The organism is Microbacterium azadirachtae (assembly GCF_000956505.1).
Classification (GTDB): domain Bacteria; phylum Actinomycetota; class Actinomycetes; order Actinomycetales; family Microbacteriaceae; genus Microbacterium; species Microbacterium azadirachtae_A.
Map to the genome: position 1 here is coordinate 66,959 of NZ_JYIX01000037.1, position 15,039 is coordinate 81,997.

Annotated in this window: 13 protein-coding genes and 3 tRNA genes; 6 read left to right on the top strand and 10 right to left on the bottom strand. The window is 67.9% G+C overall.

All coding sequences use genetic code 11. The features are described from left to right. Positions 1-4: 4 nt before the first annotated feature. Both RS86_RS13130 and RS86_RS13135 read right to left on the bottom strand, forming a co-directional pair. Complete coding sequence (locus RS86_RS13130; protein WP_045272711.1) at positions 5-850, bottom strand: phosphoenolpyruvate hydrolase family protein; 846 nt, start codon at positions 848-850, stop codon at positions 5-7. After that, positions 847-2,082, bottom strand: a complete 1,236-nt coding sequence (locus tag RS86_RS13135; RefSeq protein WP_045272712.1) for a Tm-1-like ATP-binding domain-containing protein — start codon at positions 2,080-2,082, stop codon at positions 847-849. Before RS86_RS13135 ends, RS86_RS13130 begins: the two co-directional genes overlap by 4 nt. Positions 2,083-2,253: 171 nt before the next feature. On the opposite strand from RS86_RS13135, the gene RS86_RS13140 reads away from it, so the two are divergent. Both RS86_RS13140 and RS86_RS13145 read left to right on the top strand, forming a co-directional pair. After that, positions 2,254-3,678 carry a PLP-dependent aminotransferase family protein gene (locus RS86_RS13140; RefSeq protein WP_052680260.1) on the top strand — a complete coding sequence of 475 codons (1,425 nt, stop codon included), beginning with the start codon at positions 2,254-2,256 and terminating at the stop codon, positions 3,676-3,678. Between the two features lie 179 nt (positions 3,679-3,857). Continuing rightward, complete coding sequence (locus tag RS86_RS13145) at positions 3,858-5,036, top strand: Cmx/CmrA family chloramphenicol efflux MFS transporter (protein WP_045272713.1); 1,179 nt, start codon at positions 3,858-3,860, stop codon at positions 5,034-5,036. A 74-nt stretch (positions 5,037-5,110) separates the two neighbouring features. Here the strand turns inward: RS86_RS13145 and RS86_RS13150 are convergent, their stop codons facing one another. From RS86_RS13150 to RS86_RS13175, 6 genes are all read right to left on the bottom strand, one after another. Continuing rightward, entirely contained in the window at positions 5,111-5,809 is a 699-nt protein-coding gene (locus tag RS86_RS13150; RefSeq protein WP_045272714.1) for a VOC family protein, read from the bottom strand. 39 nt (positions 5,810-5,848) lie between these two features. Continuing rightward, complete coding sequence (locus RS86_RS13155) at positions 5,849-6,682, bottom strand: MBL fold metallo-hydrolase (protein WP_052680261.1); 834 nt, start codon at positions 6,680-6,682, stop codon at positions 5,849-5,851. Continuing rightward, positions 6,672-7,382, bottom strand: a complete 711-nt coding sequence (locus tag RS86_RS13160) for an alpha/beta hydrolase (protein ID WP_045272715.1) — start codon at positions 7,380-7,382, stop codon at positions 6,672-6,674. Before RS86_RS13160 ends, RS86_RS13155 begins: the two co-directional genes overlap by 11 nt. A 315-nt stretch (positions 7,383-7,697) precedes the next feature. Then, positions 7,698-7,770 (bottom strand) — tRNA-Phe (locus tag RS86_RS13165). A 78-nt stretch (positions 7,771-7,848) separates the two neighbouring features. After that, positions 7,849-7,922 (bottom strand) — tRNA-Asp (locus RS86_RS13170). A 27-nt stretch (positions 7,923-7,949) separates the two neighbouring features. Beyond that, positions 7,950-8,022, bottom strand: a tRNA-Glu gene (locus RS86_RS13175). Positions 8,023-8,278: 256 nt separating this feature from the next. Here RS86_RS13175 and RS86_RS13180 point away from each other — a divergent pair. Further along, positions 8,279-9,667: a peptidoglycan DD-metalloendopeptidase family protein gene (locus RS86_RS13180; RefSeq protein WP_235281774.1), complete on the top strand. Its 1,389-nt coding sequence runs from the start codon at positions 8,279-8,281 to the stop codon at positions 9,665-9,667. 77 nt (positions 9,668-9,744) lie between these two features. Here RS86_RS13180 and ppa read toward each other — a convergent pair whose 3' ends face one another. Further along, a complete protein-coding gene (ppa, locus tag RS86_RS13185; RefSeq protein ID WP_045272716.1) occupies positions 9,745-10,236 on the bottom strand; it encodes an inorganic diphosphatase in 492 nt (163 codons plus the stop codon). A gap of 121 nt (positions 10,237-10,357) precedes the next feature. Here ppa and tilS point away from each other — a divergent pair, with 121 nt between their 5' ends. Continuing rightward, positions 10,358-11,347, top strand: coding sequence for a tRNA lysidine(34) synthetase TilS (tilS, locus tag RS86_RS13190; RefSeq protein ID WP_045272717.1), 990 nt, complete (start codon positions 10,358-10,360; stop codon positions 11,345-11,347). 314 nt (positions 11,348-11,661) lie between these two features. Here tilS and RS86_RS21090 read toward each other — a convergent pair whose 3' ends face one another. Continuing rightward, complete coding sequence (locus RS86_RS21090) at positions 11,662-12,276, bottom strand: DUF937 domain-containing protein (RefSeq protein WP_045272718.1); 615 nt, start codon at positions 12,274-12,276, stop codon at positions 11,662-11,664. Positions 12,277-12,396: 120 nt separating this feature from the next. Here RS86_RS21090 and hpt point away from each other — a divergent pair, with 120 nt between their 5' ends. Then, a complete protein-coding gene (gene hpt, locus RS86_RS13200; RefSeq protein WP_045272719.1) occupies positions 12,397-12,948 on the top strand; it encodes a hypoxanthine phosphoribosyltransferase in 552 nt (183 codons plus the stop codon). An 86-nt stretch (positions 12,949-13,034) separates the two neighbouring features. Further along, the gene (gene ftsH / locus RS86_RS13205; protein WP_045272720.1) at positions 13,035-15,038 is read left to right on the top strand and encodes an ATP-dependent zinc metalloprotease FtsH; all 2,004 of its coding nucleotides are present in this window, start codon (positions 13,035-13,037) and stop codon (positions 15,036-15,038) included. The last annotated feature ends 1 nt before the right edge of the window (position 15,039 follow it).

Genomic DNA, 15,039 nt, shown 5'->3' on the forward strand with positions numbered 1-15,039 from the left:
ATGGTCAGATGCTGGTGGCAACGGCGGTCTGGAACGCGAGGCGTTTGAAGTCCTCGGTCTGCTGCGTGATGCCGCGTTCTGTGGGGAGGCGTTCGATGGACGAGGCGCCGAAGAATCCGACGACGCCTTCGGTGTGGTCGAGGATGTACTGCGCATCGGCAGGTTCGGCGATCGGGCCGCCGTGACACAGCACGAGGATGTCGGGGTTGATGCTCTTGGCCGCGTCGTGCATCTCCTGCACCCGGCGTGCTGACTCCTCGAGGGTGAGAGCCGTGTGCGCGCCGATCGTTCCGGACGTGGTGAGACCCATATGGGGGACCAGGATGTCGGCACCGGCCTCGGCCATCGCCGTTGCCTGGTCGGAGTCGAACACATACGGGCTGGTGAGCAGTCCGCGTTCGTGGGCGACGCCGATCATGTCGATCTCCAGGCCGAAGCCCATGCCGGTCTCCTCGAGGTTCTGGCGGAAGACGCCATCGATCAGGCCCACCGTCGGGAAGTTCTGGACACCGGTGAACCCGGCAGCGGCCAGCTGGTCGAGGAACTGGCCGTGAAGGCGGAACGGGTCGGTCGCGTTGACGCCCGCGAGCACGGGCGTGTTCTTGACGACCGGCAACACCTCGCGTCCCATGTCGACGACGATCGCGTTGGCATCGCCGTAAGCCAGAAGTCCGGCAAGAGACCCGCGACCGGCCATGCGGTAGCGGCCGGAGTTGTAGACGATCAGGAGGTCGATCCCGCCGGCCTCGGCGGCTTTCGCCGACAAGCCCGTCCCTGCACCGCCGCCGATGATCGGCGAACCGGCATCGACCGATGCGCGAAGGCGACGGAGTGCTTCTGCTCTGTTCATGAGTTTCCCTTCCGGGGGTTCGAGATGAGCTCGTGAAGAGCGTCAGCTGCCGCCCTGCCGAACCCGGAGTCGTTGATCGCCATGTCGAGTTCCGTGATCCTGACGGCCGAACCGTTGAGCGCGTCCTTCATCCCATCGATGGCCGCCTTGTCTGCTGCTGGGTCGAAGAATGGCTGTCCCTCGACGTCGAGAGCGGAGAAACCACGCTCGGGGACGAAGACGGCGACCGGGCCGCGGGCCTTTGCTAGCTTGCTCCCGATGCGTCTGCCCAGCTCTGCATTCTCTGCGGGAGTGCTGCGCATGAGGGTCACGGTGGGGTTGTGCACGACCAAAATGCGGTCGGCGAACTTCTCGGGGACGGTGTCCCGTGGACCGAAGTTGCACATGTCGAGCGCCCCGAGGCTGACGACCTGGGGAATCCCGGCGTGGCCGGCCGCCTCGAGCCTGCCTGGTCCCGCCGACAGCACGCCTCCGACCAGGTCATCGACGAGTTCGGTGGTGGTGAGGTCGATGACTCCGTCGATCAGACCGTCGTCGACGAGCGACTCCATGGCGGTGCCGCCGGCACCGGTCGCGTGAAACACGAGCACTTCGTAACCGAGTTCCTCCAGGCGGGCACGGGCTTCTTCGACAGCAGGCGTTGTGACGCCGAACATCGTTGCAGCGATGGTCAGAGCCGAGCTGGTCTCCTCCGCGCGAAGTGCATATCGGGTGGACATTCCGGCGATCGCGGCAGCGGCGTTCCCAAGAATCGTTCGCGAGATGCGGTTGATTCCGGCGATGTCGACGATCGACGGCATCAGCACGATATCTTTTGCACCCACATAGGCGGAGACGTCACCGGAGACCATCGTCGACACCAGCACCTTCGGCACGCCGACAGGCAGGATCTGCATGGCCGCGGCGGCCACAGACGAACCCGAGGATCCGCCGAGCGCGATCATGCCGTCCAGTTTGCCGTCATCGAACAGACGACGAGCCACGATGGCGGCGCCCTCCGCCATCGTGGTCATCGCGGCACCCCGGTCTCCAGCCTCGCGCAGCTTCGACAGGTTTGCGCCTCCCGCCTGCGCCACGTCTTCAGAACTGACGAATGTGTCGTCGGAAGAGTCGGAGAACGTTCCGACGTCGATCACGAGGACCGAGTGGCCGAGATGCTCGATCTCTTCGCGTATCCATGCACACTCGTCCCGCTTCGTGTCCAGCGTTCCCACCAGGACAACTGTGGCCATGATGACTTCCTTACGGTCTGCTTCGGCACGGCAACGTCACCGCGACCTCTCGAGTGTCGATCGTGAACGCGAGGCTTGGTTAGTCCAGTTGGAGCCAACTGGCTCACCGCGGCGTTCACAAACCCCAAGGAGGGGGCGAAGATGTACCGACAAACGAATGGAGGTCAGCACGTGACCACCGATTTCGACGCCGCGGACCTGACGCGAATGCTCGGAGATTGGTCCCACCCAGGGGCGCCGGTGTCCAAGCAGCTTGCTGTCGGCCTGAGCGAGCTCATCGCGAGCTCTGCGCTCCCCACAGGGACTCGTCTCCCGTCGCAGCGGGATCTCGCACAGATCCTGGGCCTCGCAAGAGGGACTGTTGGCCAGGCCTACGATCAGCTCGCCCTGGACGGGTACATCGATCTGCAGCCGGGGTCGCGAGCACGCGTTCGCGGAGGCGCAGCTGTTCTCAAGACCACTGCTCGGCTGCGATCCTTCTCGGACCGCGCCGACGTTCTCGACCTCTCCTCAGGTTCTCTTCCAGGTCTGCCCGCCGTGGCGGCGGCTTACACGAGCTTGACCGCCGCCGACATCGAGCCCCTGGTCGCGGGCGACGGCTACGACCCGATGGGTATCCTCCCACTTCGCCAGGCGATCGCTGACGATCTCTCTGCCCGAGGCACACCCACTTCTCCCGACGATCTCCTGATCACCTCCGGATCGCAACAGGCGGTCTGGCTCTGTGCGCAATTGCTCGTCACCGCGGGAGATGTCGCGCTGCTCGAAGAGCCCTCGTACCGTGGCGCCATCGAGGCCCTCGGCAATATGGGTGCGCGCCTCATCGGCGTTCCTGTGCGCCAGGACGGCGTCGACACTGAGATCCTCCTCCACCACATCGAACGGATGCGGCCGCGTCTCGTCTACCTCCAGCCGACCGCGCACAACCCGACCGGCGCGACCCTGCCGATCGAGAAGCGGCGTGCACTTGCCAGAGCGTTGGCAGCCCACGAGGTCACTGTCGTCGAGGACCTGAGCTCGGCCGATCTCCTCTTCGACTCCAGCCCGCCACCCACCTTGGCTACCGTCGTCGGTTCCGCGGCGCGGGTGCTGACCATCGGAACTGCTTCCAAACTCTGGTGGGGCGGTATGCGCGTCGGCTGGATCCGTGGCGAGCCGGCGGTGCTCCGCAGGCTCTCTGAGATCCGTAAGGCCGTTGATCTTGCAGGCGCCCCGGTCGACCAACTGGTCGCCGCCCGACTCACCGCTCATGCGGAAGCGGCACGGGCCGAACGTCGGCGTGAACTCCGCACCGGGCGTGACCTGCTCCTGTCGGCCCTCCACGAGCGGCTGCCGTCTTGGTCATATGTCACCCCATCCGGCGGAACGGGACTTTGGATCGATACGGGGATCGATTCGCTGGGCTTGGCCGAAGCGGCGAGGAAGGTCGGAGTGCGCATCGTCGCGGGCCCTGCATTCTCGGTGACCGGAGGGATGCGGACGCACATCCGACTTCCGTTCGGCCAGTCCTCGCAGGTCACGCACGCCGCCACCGCGCTCCTGGCGGACGCGTTCCGGGCTGTCCGATCAAGGGGCGCCGCAGGGCAAGCGCGATAGGTTTGAGGCGTGTCGAGTCCCGAGTCAGACAGGTCAGGGGTTGACGGTCCCACCGCCAGCCCCTTGAGCCGCTGATCACGACGCCCACGATCTGAGTGGGCGGATGTCTGGACTGCCCCTGGGCGCCGGCCGTGGTGACGAGAAGGACCATCTCCTGATCACTCACCTCGGAGCACTCGATGCCTTTTGCCCTCTATCTGCTTGCCCTGGCGGTCTTCGTCATGGGAACTTCGGAATTCATGCTGGCGGGACTGCTTCCCGCGATCGCAACCGAACTCGACGTCTCGGTCGGCACGGCCGGCCTGCTGAACTCGGCGTTCGCGGTCGGCATGGTCGTCGGTGCGCCTGTCATGGCGGCGTTCGCTCGACGCTGGCCGCCTCGGCTCACGCTGATCGCCTGTCTTCTCGTGTTCGCGGGGAGCCACGTCATCGCCGCGTTGACACCTGCGTTCTCGCTTCTCCTCATCACGCGGGTGCTCGGCGCTCTCGGGAACGCCGGATTCCTCGCCGTCGCGCTGAGCCCGGCGACCACCCTCGTGCCGGCGGACCAGAAGGGACGCGCCCTGTCGATCTTGCTGTCCGGCACGACGATCGCCACCGTCGCCGGCGTCCCTGCGGGGGCGCTGCTCGGCACCGCGCTCGGCTGGCGAGCGACGTTCTGGTCGATCGTCATCCTGTGCATCCCGGCGGTCTTCGGGATCATCCGGGGCATCCCGCGCAATGCCGGTCAGGCCGCGGCAGGCGGGTCCGCGCTGCGGCTCCGTGCGGAGCTCACCGCGTTGGCGACGCCGCGGCTCATCCTGGCGATGACGCTGGGCGCGTTGATCAACGGTGGCACCTTCGCGGCCTTCACCTTCTTCGCACCCGTCGTGACAGGGACTGCAGGTCTGGCCGAAGGGTGGGTTTCCGTCGCGCTCGTGATGTTCGGCATCGGCTCGTTCCTCGGGGTCACTATCGCCGGGCGGCTGTCGGATCGACGACCCGGCGTCGTGCTCGCCATCGGCGGGCCGCTGCTGCTGACGGGCTGGATCCTCCTGGCGTCGGTCGCATCGCATCCCGTTGCGTTCTTCGTGCTGCTCCTCATCCAGGGGTTCCTGTCCTTCGGCGTCGGCAGCACCGTGATCGCGCGCGTGCTGTACGCGGCGTCGGGGGCGCCGACCATGGGCGGCTCGTATGCGACCGCAGCCTTGAACGCCGGAGCCGCGGCAGGGCCGGCGCTGGGTGCGTTCGGGCTGACGATGGGCGCGGGGCTGTCGGCACCGATATGGATCGCCGCGGCCCTGACAGCGGTCGCTCTTCTCGTCATGTGCTTCACCGGTCGGGCGCTCCTGACGACAGCGGGTGAGGCCAGGGAGTAGCTCACTCGACGCGAGATGGCAAAGCCGGTCGCGGCGATCTTCCAGGACGGAATGTCGCCGATGCCGGGCCCCCGCTAGGAGCGGATCAAGAACTCCACACCGTCCGGGTCGCGGAGGATCGTCGCTCCGGTCGGGCCGGCGCCGATCAGCGTGGCGCCAAGGGACACCAGGCGCTCGAGCTCGTCCGGGAGCCCGCCCGGATCGACCGCGAGCACGAACACCTGACGTGACGGGTCGCGCGCGGGGTCGATCTGATCGCCGCTCCAGGCCAGCTTCGTGCCGCCGGCGGGCGACTGGATCGCGGTCTCCTCGCCCTGATCCCAGACCAGGGGCCAGCCCAGCGCCTCGGACCAGAACCGGCCAGAGGCTCGTGTTCCTTCGCAAGTGGCTTCGCCGAACGGCCCGCACCCGTCCAGATACCGGTTCTGATCCTCGATCATGCAGAACTCGTCTCCGGTCGGGTCGGACATCACCGCGTAGCTGCCCGCAGGGATGTTCCCGCTTCCGAGCCGTCGGCCACCGGCCTTCTCCGCTGCCGCGATCGTCTCCCGTTGCGTGCGGTCGACCCGGCTGAGATGCAGGTGCACGCGGTTCTTGAGCGGAGAGTGCGCGCCGCCCCGACCGAACCGCAGACCCACCTGTGTCGGCGTCCCGGCCAGCAGGATGCCGTCCGGGTCCTCCTGCGGAGAGCGCTGGAACATGGTCGCCCAGAACGTGGCAGCTCTGGACGGATCGGTGCCGCGGAACATCACGGATTCGAGTTCCAGCGGCATGGGTCGAGCGTAGCCTCTCGCGGGATCCAGGGAACCTGCCTACCCGTCCGAGAGGCGTGCGTACGCGTCACGCACGGCCGATCGCAGGAAGCTGTCCGGCCAGTGATCGTGAAGCTGTCGCCCCAGGCGGACATCGGAGGGAGCGACACCCGCGTCGTGAGCGGCTCGGATCTCGTCGGCAACGGCCTGCAACTGTGTCGCCTGCGTCTCGACGAAGGCGCGATCGACGACGGATCCGTGCCCGGGCACGATCACGTCTGCGGCACGGATCTCCTGCAGCAAGCTGCGGAGCGCTTCCGGCCACTCGAGCGGAAAGGAGCCGGATCCGAACATCGGAGGGCCCGATTGCTCGATGACGTCGCCGAGGAACCACACCCTGGCGTCCGGGACGAGGATCGCGAGGTCGGTGTCTGTATGGCCCGGCGGCAATGGCAGAAGCTCGACGGCCCGTCCGCCGGGTTCGATGCGCAGCCGTGCGTCGACCAGCATCGTCGGCGCCGTGAGCTCGACGTCGAGCCACTGCTTGTCGGGCTCGGACTCGGGCTGATTCCGGACCTTCTCAAGTCGGCGCTCCTCGTGCCGGGCGAAGTGGTGGGGAATCCGGTGGTGCCCGTAGACGGGGATGCCCCGCGCGACGAAGGCCTGGTTCCCGAAGGTGTGGTCGTAGTGCGCATGCGTGTCGACCGCGGCGACGACTGGGAGCGAGAAGTCCTCGGCCACGTCGCGGAGGATCTCCTCCGCCTCGGCGGGATTGCCACGGGTGTCGACGATCACGAGCCCGGTGGGGCCGACGACCACTCCGATCGAGATGTCGAGCGGCTGGTAGCGGCGCTGGAACACGCCGCGCCCGACGCGGATCCAGTCACCGTTCACGTGCGGATGCCCCTTCCTCCGCGGGGCGCGGGGCGAATGCCCAGGCGACCATCTCCCGAAACTCTTCTCGCCAGAAGGGGTCTCCATGGGCTCCATCACGCTGGCGGGAGACGACATCGGCCCCCGCGTTACGGAGAGCCTCCGCCCATCGGAGGGCGTTCTCCTGGAAGAACGGCTCGTCCCGTCCGAACACGAAGTATGTGTTCGGCAGCGGGGGCAGCAACGTGGATGACGGCCGGTACCCGCCACCGGGCGAGGCGCACAGAACGGTTCCGTAGATCTCTGGATGACGGATCCCCATCGCCAAGGCAAGCTCACCGCCGGCGGAGGCTCCGTAGACGGCAGTACGTCGGCGTGGGAACGACACGTCGAAGCGTTTCCGCACCCAGGCCTGCACCTCATCGACGAAGAACGACTCGTGCGCCGCAAAGAGCTTCGGATCGAACGAGAATTCGGCGTTGCTCGTACCCGCCACATACTCCTGGATCCGACGAACTTCGTCATCGACGCGGTGGGTGCCGACGACAAGCACCGGAGGCAGATTCCCGGTCTCCAACAGGCGCCCCCAGGGAGCGGTCAACTGGCCATCGGCTGCGTACACGACAGCGGCAGGTGCAGACGCCGGAACATACGCACTCACCCGACGTCCGCCGTCGAATCCCAAGGTCTCCGTGACGAGCGACCCAGAGGACAAAGGCATGAGCTCAGTGTCCGGCGGTCGTCATCGATCGTCAAGCCGTAACGCGGCCCCAGGGTCGCGAGGTCCTTCCGTCTTCACTCGTCGGACCGGCGCAGCACCGGCACAGGTTCTGCGGGAGAGGCGTTTCGTCTCGCTTCGCTCGCTCAACGGCCGGGGTTTCGCTCGCTCAACGACCGGGGCTCCGCTCGCTCGACGACCGGATGCGGAGCATCGGCGGAGCGGGAGTTGATCCGGAGATCACTGGGGAAAAGGCGAAACCCCCGCGATGTAGAAGCTACGCGAGGGTTTCTGGGGTGATTGTAACGATCACCCGTGTGGCTCCGACGGGCGTCGATCCCGTGACCTCTCGATTTTCAGTCGAACGCTCTACCAACTGAGCTACAGAGCCGCACAGACCGGAAGGTGGAAGCTTCTGACCTGCGTCCTAGACGACAGGCCTTTCCGAAGAAAGGCCTGTCGCTTGGAGCGACCCTGACGGGACTTGAACCCGCGACCTCCGCCGTGACAGGGCGGCACGCTAACCAACTGCGCTACAGGGCCAGAACTATGAAATTGTATCGGAAAGAGTGACCCCAACGGGATTCGAACCCGTGCTACCGCCGTGAAAGGGCGGCGTCCTAGGCCGCTAAACGATGGGGCCGGAGGCGAACCTCGGGGGTTCCCTTGCCGACGCTCAAGCATAAGGGGTTTCTGAGGCAAAACACCAATCGAGAGCGCGTCGCTCTGGATCCCGGGCGTGTCCGGGAGCAGAATGAAGGTTGGTCCCGTCCCGTCCCCGAACGCACGACCATCAGATGAAGACCCGAAGAATTCCCGATCCCGAGCGGGATCCGAGGGTTGCGAAAGATGCTGATGTTGTTAGTGTGACATGAGTGAAACCGGCGAAAGGGAGCCGCGTGAACCATCCGAACATCGAAGACGCCCGCCGACCCGGACAGGCGTCGCTCGTTCGGCGTGCCCGCGCGGCACGCCAGGGACGCCGTCGCAGCGGCGCCGTGCTCAGCATCGCCACCGTGGGTGCGCTGATCCTGGGCCTCTTCCTCGGCGCTCCTGCCGCATACGCCGACGACTACCCCAGTTGGGACGACGTGCAGGCGGCGAAGGCCAACGAGGACGCCGCCGCGAACGAGGTCGGCCGCATCCAGGGGCTCATCGCCTCGCTGACGCAGAACGTCGCCGACACCAAGGCTGCGGCCGAGGCCGCCGGCAATGAGTACTTCGCCGCGCAGCAGGCACTCGACGCCCAGGCCCGACGGCTGGCGGATCTGCAGGGGCAGGCCGACACCCAGAAGAAGGTCGCGGACGACACCGCCAGCAAGGCAGGCCAGATTGCTGCGCAGCTCTCGCGCGACGGTGGCGACACGACGGCGCTGCAGCTGTTCTTCTCGAAGTCGACGGCCAACACCGACGAGCTCCTGCAGCGCCTCGGACAGATGGACCGCGTGCTCTCGGGCACTCAGGCGATCTACGACAAGGCTCTCGAGGCGAAGAACACCGCACAGTCGCTGACGGACCAGGCCACCGCGGCCAAGGTCGAGCGCGACCGCCTCGCGAAGATCGCCGAAGAGAAGATGCAGAAGGCCCAGGCCGCGGCCGACGCCGCTGCCAAGGCTCTCGCGGACCAGCAGACGTACCTCGGCCAGCTGCAGGCGCAGCTCGCCGCCCTGCAGGACACGACGGCCAAGACCGTCGCCCAGTACCAGGCCGGTGAAGCGGCCCGTGCCGCTGCAGAGGCCGCTCGTCAGGCGCAGCTCGCCGCCGAGCGTCAAGCCGCCGAAGAAGCCGCTCGCCAGAACGGCGGCGGTGGCGGTGGCGGCGGCGGAGGCGGCGACAGCGGAGGAGGCTCGGTCGGAAGCGGCGGCTGGGTCCGTCCGTTCGGCGGCTATCAGTCCTCCGGCTACGGCTACCGCGTTCCCGACTGCGACGTCTGGGGCTGCTCGTCCAGCTTCCACGCGGGCGTCGACCTCGCCGACGGCAGCTGCGGCTCGCCGATCTTCGCAGCGCATTCCGGCACCGTCGTGTACGCCGGCTGGAACGGCGGCTACGGCAACTACATCAAGATCGACAACAGCGACGGCAGTGGCCTCGCCACCGGCTACGGCCACATCCTCAACGGCGGCTACAACGTCAGCGGGGGAGATTGGGTCAACGCCGGCCAGGTGATCGCCTATGCGGGCAACACCGGCGGATCCTTCGGCTGCCACCTGCACTTCGAGGTCTACCAGTGGGGCAGCACCATCAACCCCATCAACTTCATGGAGAACCAGGGCGTCTACATGGGGTGATCCTCGGATCCTTCACCAGAAGACCCCCGGGCCGCTGAGCGGCACCGGGGGCCTTCTGTTCGTCTGCGTCCGAAGGCTCAGTGGCCGTCGTTCTTGAAGCGCTCGATGGCCTCGTCGAGGATCCGCTGCGCCTCGGCGGCTTCGCCCCACGCGTCGACCTTGACCCACTTGTTGGGCTCGAGGTCCTTGTAGTGCTCGAAGAAGTGCGCGATCTCCTTCTTCGTGTACTCGGCCAGGTCGCCCAGGTCCTGGATGTGCGACCAGCGCGGGTCCTTGCTCAGCACGGCGACGAGCTTGTCGTCTCCGCCCGCCTCGTCGCTCATCTTCAGCACGGCCACCGGGCGCACGTTCACCACGACGCCGGGGAAGATGGCCTGGTCGAGCAGCACCAGCACGTCCAGCGGGTCGCCGTCCTCGCCGAGCGTGTTGTCGAAGTAGCCGTAGTCGGCCGGGTAGCCGAAGGTCGTGTAGAGCACGCGGTCGAGGTGCACTCGTCCGGTCTCGTGGTCGACCTCGTACTTCACGCGGCTGCCGCGCGGGATCTCGATGACGGCGTCGTGTGCGCCCATGCGTGTACTCCTCAGGAAAGACGGTTGGATGCCGCGCACCAGCCTACTTGCGCACGCCACTGAGCGCCCGTCGGCGTCGGGGAACGGCGAGGAGCGAGCGCGACCCGGGTAGCGTGAGAGCGTGCCGTCCCTCTCTCCCGCCGTCGCCGAGATCCGCCGCGCCGTGCGCGCCGCGCTGGCCGCACTGCCCGAACAGCCGACCACGGTGATCGTGGCGCTCTCCGGGGGCGCCGACTCCCTGGCGCTGGCCGCCGCCACCGCGTTCGAGGCGCGCGCCGCGGGCATCGGCGTGCGGAGCGTGACGGTCGACCACGGGCTGCAGGACGCATCAGAGCGCGTCTCCGCCGAGGCCGCGGCGAAGGCTTCGGCGCTCGGCATCGAGGCGCTCGTGGAACGGGTCGTCGTCGCCGAATCGGGGGAGGGACCTGAAGCCGACGCGCGGGCCGCCCGCTACGCCGCGCTGCGCCGCGTCGCGCAGGCCGAGGACGCGCCCGTGCTGCTCGGCCACACGCTCGACGACCAGGCGGAGACCGTGCTGCTGGGGCTGTCCCGCGGATCCGGCGCCGGCAGCCTGCAGGGCATGGCGCCCGTGCGAATCGACGACGACGGCACGACCTGGATCCGTCCGCTCCTCGCCGTCCGGCGCGAGACGACGCGTGCGGCGTGCGCCGCGGAGGGACTCGGGCCCTGGGACGATCCGCACAACGCCGATCCCCGCTACCTGCGCGTGCGGGCCCGCGAGCGTGTGCTGCCGGTGCTCGAGGCCGAGCTCGGGCCGGGCATCGCCGAAGCGCTCGCCCGCACGGCCGAGCAGCTGCGCGAGGACGCGGAGGCGTTCGACGAGATGATCCACGAGACCATCGAGGACATCGTGGAGCACGCCGAAGCGGGGATCTCCGTCAGCGCCGCCGCCCTCGCCGCGAATCCCGCAGCCCTGCGCAACCGCGTGATCCGCCTCGTCGTGCAGAGCGAGTTCGGCGTCGGCCTGACCCGCGCCCAGACCGTCGAGGTCGCGCGCCTGGTGACCGACTGGTCGGGCCAGGGGCCGATCGACCTGCCGGGCTGCACGGCCGCCCGCGCCGGGGGACGGATCGTGTTCGCCGCGCGCTAGGTGCGGGAGCGGGGGCCCGTGGATCCGCGTCTGCGAGTGCACGGGTTCCTGTCGAGCGCACCGCTCCTTGACGTGAACAGGCCGTGCGCTCGACAGGATCCCGTGTGCTCGGGGGCGTCTCACGGAGCACAGCGTGAACAAGCCGTGTGCTCGGTGGGATCTCGCGAGTGCACGGGTTCCTGTCGAGCGCACCGCTCCTTGACGTGAACAGGCCGTGCGCTCGACAGGATCCCGTGCACACGGCGGGAGTCCGCATCCGCCCCGGACATGGCGAGACGCGGCTCCCCGGGGGAAAGCCGCGTCTCGTGGTGGTCCTACTTCTTGCCGCCGAGAAGGCCGCCCAGCAGGCCGCCGATGTCGATGCCGCCCGCACCGCCGACCGAGGAGCCCTGCTGGCCGCCGCCGAAGAGGCCGCCGAGCCCGCCGAGGATGTCGCCGAGGCCGCCGCCGCCCGAGGCCGTGCCAGAGCCCTGCTGCTGGCCGCCGCCGAAGAGGCCGCCCAGCAGATCGCCGAGACCGCCGCCGCCGCTGCCGCCGGCCGAGCCCTTCTGGCTGTTCGCGATGAGCCCCATGACGATCGGGGCGAGCATCGGGAGCAGCTTGCCGAAGTCGATGCCGGCCGTCTTCTGGTCGCTCGTCAGGGTCTGCGCGACCTGGTCGGCGTTGTCGCCGAACACGTGCGAGACGATCTTCTGACCATCCGCCTCGTCGATGTCGTCGACCGACGCCGCCCCTGAGAAACTGTCGTGCTTGGCGAGAGCCGCCTCGATCGCGGAGGATCCCTCCTCGGTCTCGGCATTCTTGGCGAGGCCTCCGAGCAGCGCGGCGCCGCCCTCCTGCACCGCCTGTCGCGCGACGTCCTCGCTGACGCCGAGCTTCTGGGCGATATCGCCGATCGGCACCTGCTTGAGGATCTCGTCGATGTCCATGGGACTCCTTCCGTCCGCGGCGGGGGCTCGGTTCCCCCAAGCGCCACCCCGCCTCTCCGCTCACAGTAGCGGGCGCAGGACGCCTGCGGGAGAGCGGATCCGGTCGCGTAAAATCGTTCCATGCGCGCTGCGGACATCCCCGAAGACCTGACCGAGATCCTCGTCACCGAGGAGGAGATCCGCAGCAAGCTCGACGAGCTCGCCGCCCGGGTCGCCGAAGATTACGCGGGCAAGGATCTGCTCCTGATCGGCGTGCTCAAGGGCGCCGTCATGGTCATGGCCGACTTCGCCAGGGCGCTGCCGTTCTCGGTGCCGATGGATTGGATGGCGGTCTCGAGCTACGGCGCGAGCACCAAGTCGAGCGGCGTCGTGCAGATCCGCAAGGACCTCGACACAGACCTGCACGGGAAGCACGTGCTCATCGTCGAGGACGTGATCGACTCTGGCCTGACCCTGAGCTGGCTGCTGGAGAACTTCGCCTCGCGCGGCGCCGAGTCGATCGAGGTGCTCGCGCTGCTGCGCAAGCCCGAGGCGGCCAAGGTCGAGATCGACTGCAAGTACGTCGGCTTCGACATCCCGCCGGAGTTCGTGGTGGGTTACGGCCTCGACTACTCCGAGCGCTACCGCAACCTGCGCGACGTCGCGGTGCTGGCGCCGCACGTCTACGCCTGAGACCGGATCCACCCGGCTGCAGAACCGTACGCCGTGGGCGAATCTCCAGGGGGGCGCTAAGTCTCTCGCGCTACGCTGATCTGATCATGGATGTCAAGAAGATCACGCGCAGCTGGCTCACGTATGTGGTGCTGATCGGTCTCTTCCTGGTCGGCGGGTTCCTGCTGATCTCGAACCTCGGATCCTCCTCGCAGGTGTCGACCAAGGATGGGCTGGACCTGCTCAAGGGCGGGACGGTCACCAAGGTGGTCAACACCGATGGCGACCAGCGCGTGGACATGACGCTGTCCAAGCCGTACAAGGGCGCGGACAGCGTGCAGTTCTACTACGTCCAGGCCCGCGCGGCGGAAGTGGTCAAGGCGATCGACGACGCCGCCCCCAAGGACGGCTACAACGACGCCGTGCCGAAGGCGAGCTGGTTCGACGGCTTCCTGTCGATCCTCATCCCCATGGTGCTGCTCGGCCTGCTCTTCTGGTGGCTGCTCTCCAGCGCCCAGGGCGGCAACAGCAAGATCATGCAGTTCGGCAAGTCCCGCGCGAAGCTCGTGAGCAAGGAGAACCCGACGGTCACCTTCGCCGACGTGGCGGGCGCCGACGAGGCCATCGAGGAGCTCCACGAGATCAAGGAGTTCCTGCAGGATCCGGGCAAGTTCCAGGCGATCGGCGCGCGGATCCCCAAGGGCGTCCTGCTGTACGGCCCTCCCGGAACCGGAAAGACCCTGCTCGCCCGCGCCGTCGCCGGCGAGGCAGGCGCCCCGTTCTACTCGATCTCCGGATCCGACTTCGTCGAGATGTTCGTCGGCGTGGGCGCCTCCCGCGTGCGCGACCTCTTCACGCAGGCGAAGGAGAACGCCCCCGCGATCATCTTCATCGATGAGATCGACGCCGTGGGCCGGCACCGCGGTGCGGGTCTCGGCGGTGGCAACGACGAGCGCGAGCAGACGCTGAACCAGATGCTCGTCGAGATGGACGGTTTCGACCCGAACGCGAACGTCATCGTGATCGCGGCGACCAACCGCCCCGACATCCTCGACCCCGCGCTCCTGCGCCCCGGCCGCTTCGACCGGCAGATCGGCGTGGATGCGCCCGACCTCAAGGGCCGCCAGCACATCCTCGAGGTGCACGCCAAGGGCAAGCCCCTCGCGAACGGTGTCGACCTCGAGGTCGTCGCCCGCAAGACTCCTGGCTTCACCGGCGCCGACCTGGCCAACGTGCTCAACGAGGCCGCCCTGCTGACGGCGCGCTCGAACGCGCAGCTCATCGACAACCGGGCGCTCGATGAGGCGATCGACCGCGTCATCGCCGGCCCGCAGCGCCGCACCCGCGTGATGAAGGACAAGGAGAAGCTCATCACGGCGTACCACGAGGGCGGTCACGCGCTCGCGGCGGCGGCGATGAACTACACCGACCCGGTCACCAAGATCACGATCCTGCCCCGCGGCAAGGCCCTCGGCTACACGATGGTGCTCCCGCTGGACGACAAGTACTCCGTCACCCGCAACGAGCTGCAGGACCAGCTCACCTACGCGATGGGCGGCCGCGTGGCCGAGGAGATCGTGTTCCACGACCCGACCACGGGCGCCTCGAACGACATCGAGAAGGCGACGTCCATCGCCCGCAAGATGGTGCTCGAGTACGGCATGACGACGGAACTCGGACCGGTCAAGCTCGGCACCGAGGGCGGCGAGCCCTTCGCCGGCCGCGACATGGGCCGCGGGCGCGAGTACTCCGAGACGATCGCCGAGCGGGTGGACACGCAGGTGCGCGCTCTCATCGAGCAGGCGCACAACGAGGCGTACGAGGTGCTGAGCGCCAACCGTGACATCCTCGACAAGCTCGCGCGCGAGCTGCTCGAGAAGGAGACGCTGGACCACAACCAGATCGCGGAGATCTTCACCGAGATCCGCAAGCTCCCCGAGCGTCCGCAGTGGCTCTCGAGCGAGGACCGTCCGGTGTCGCTGCTGCCCCCGATCGACATGCCGCAGCGCGTCGTCGAGGTCGGCACCGCGGCGACCGAGGCGGCCCAGCCGTCGACGGAGCGCCGGCCGGGCACCGCGGGTGGCGGGAAGCCGCGCCCCGCGACGGCCTGAG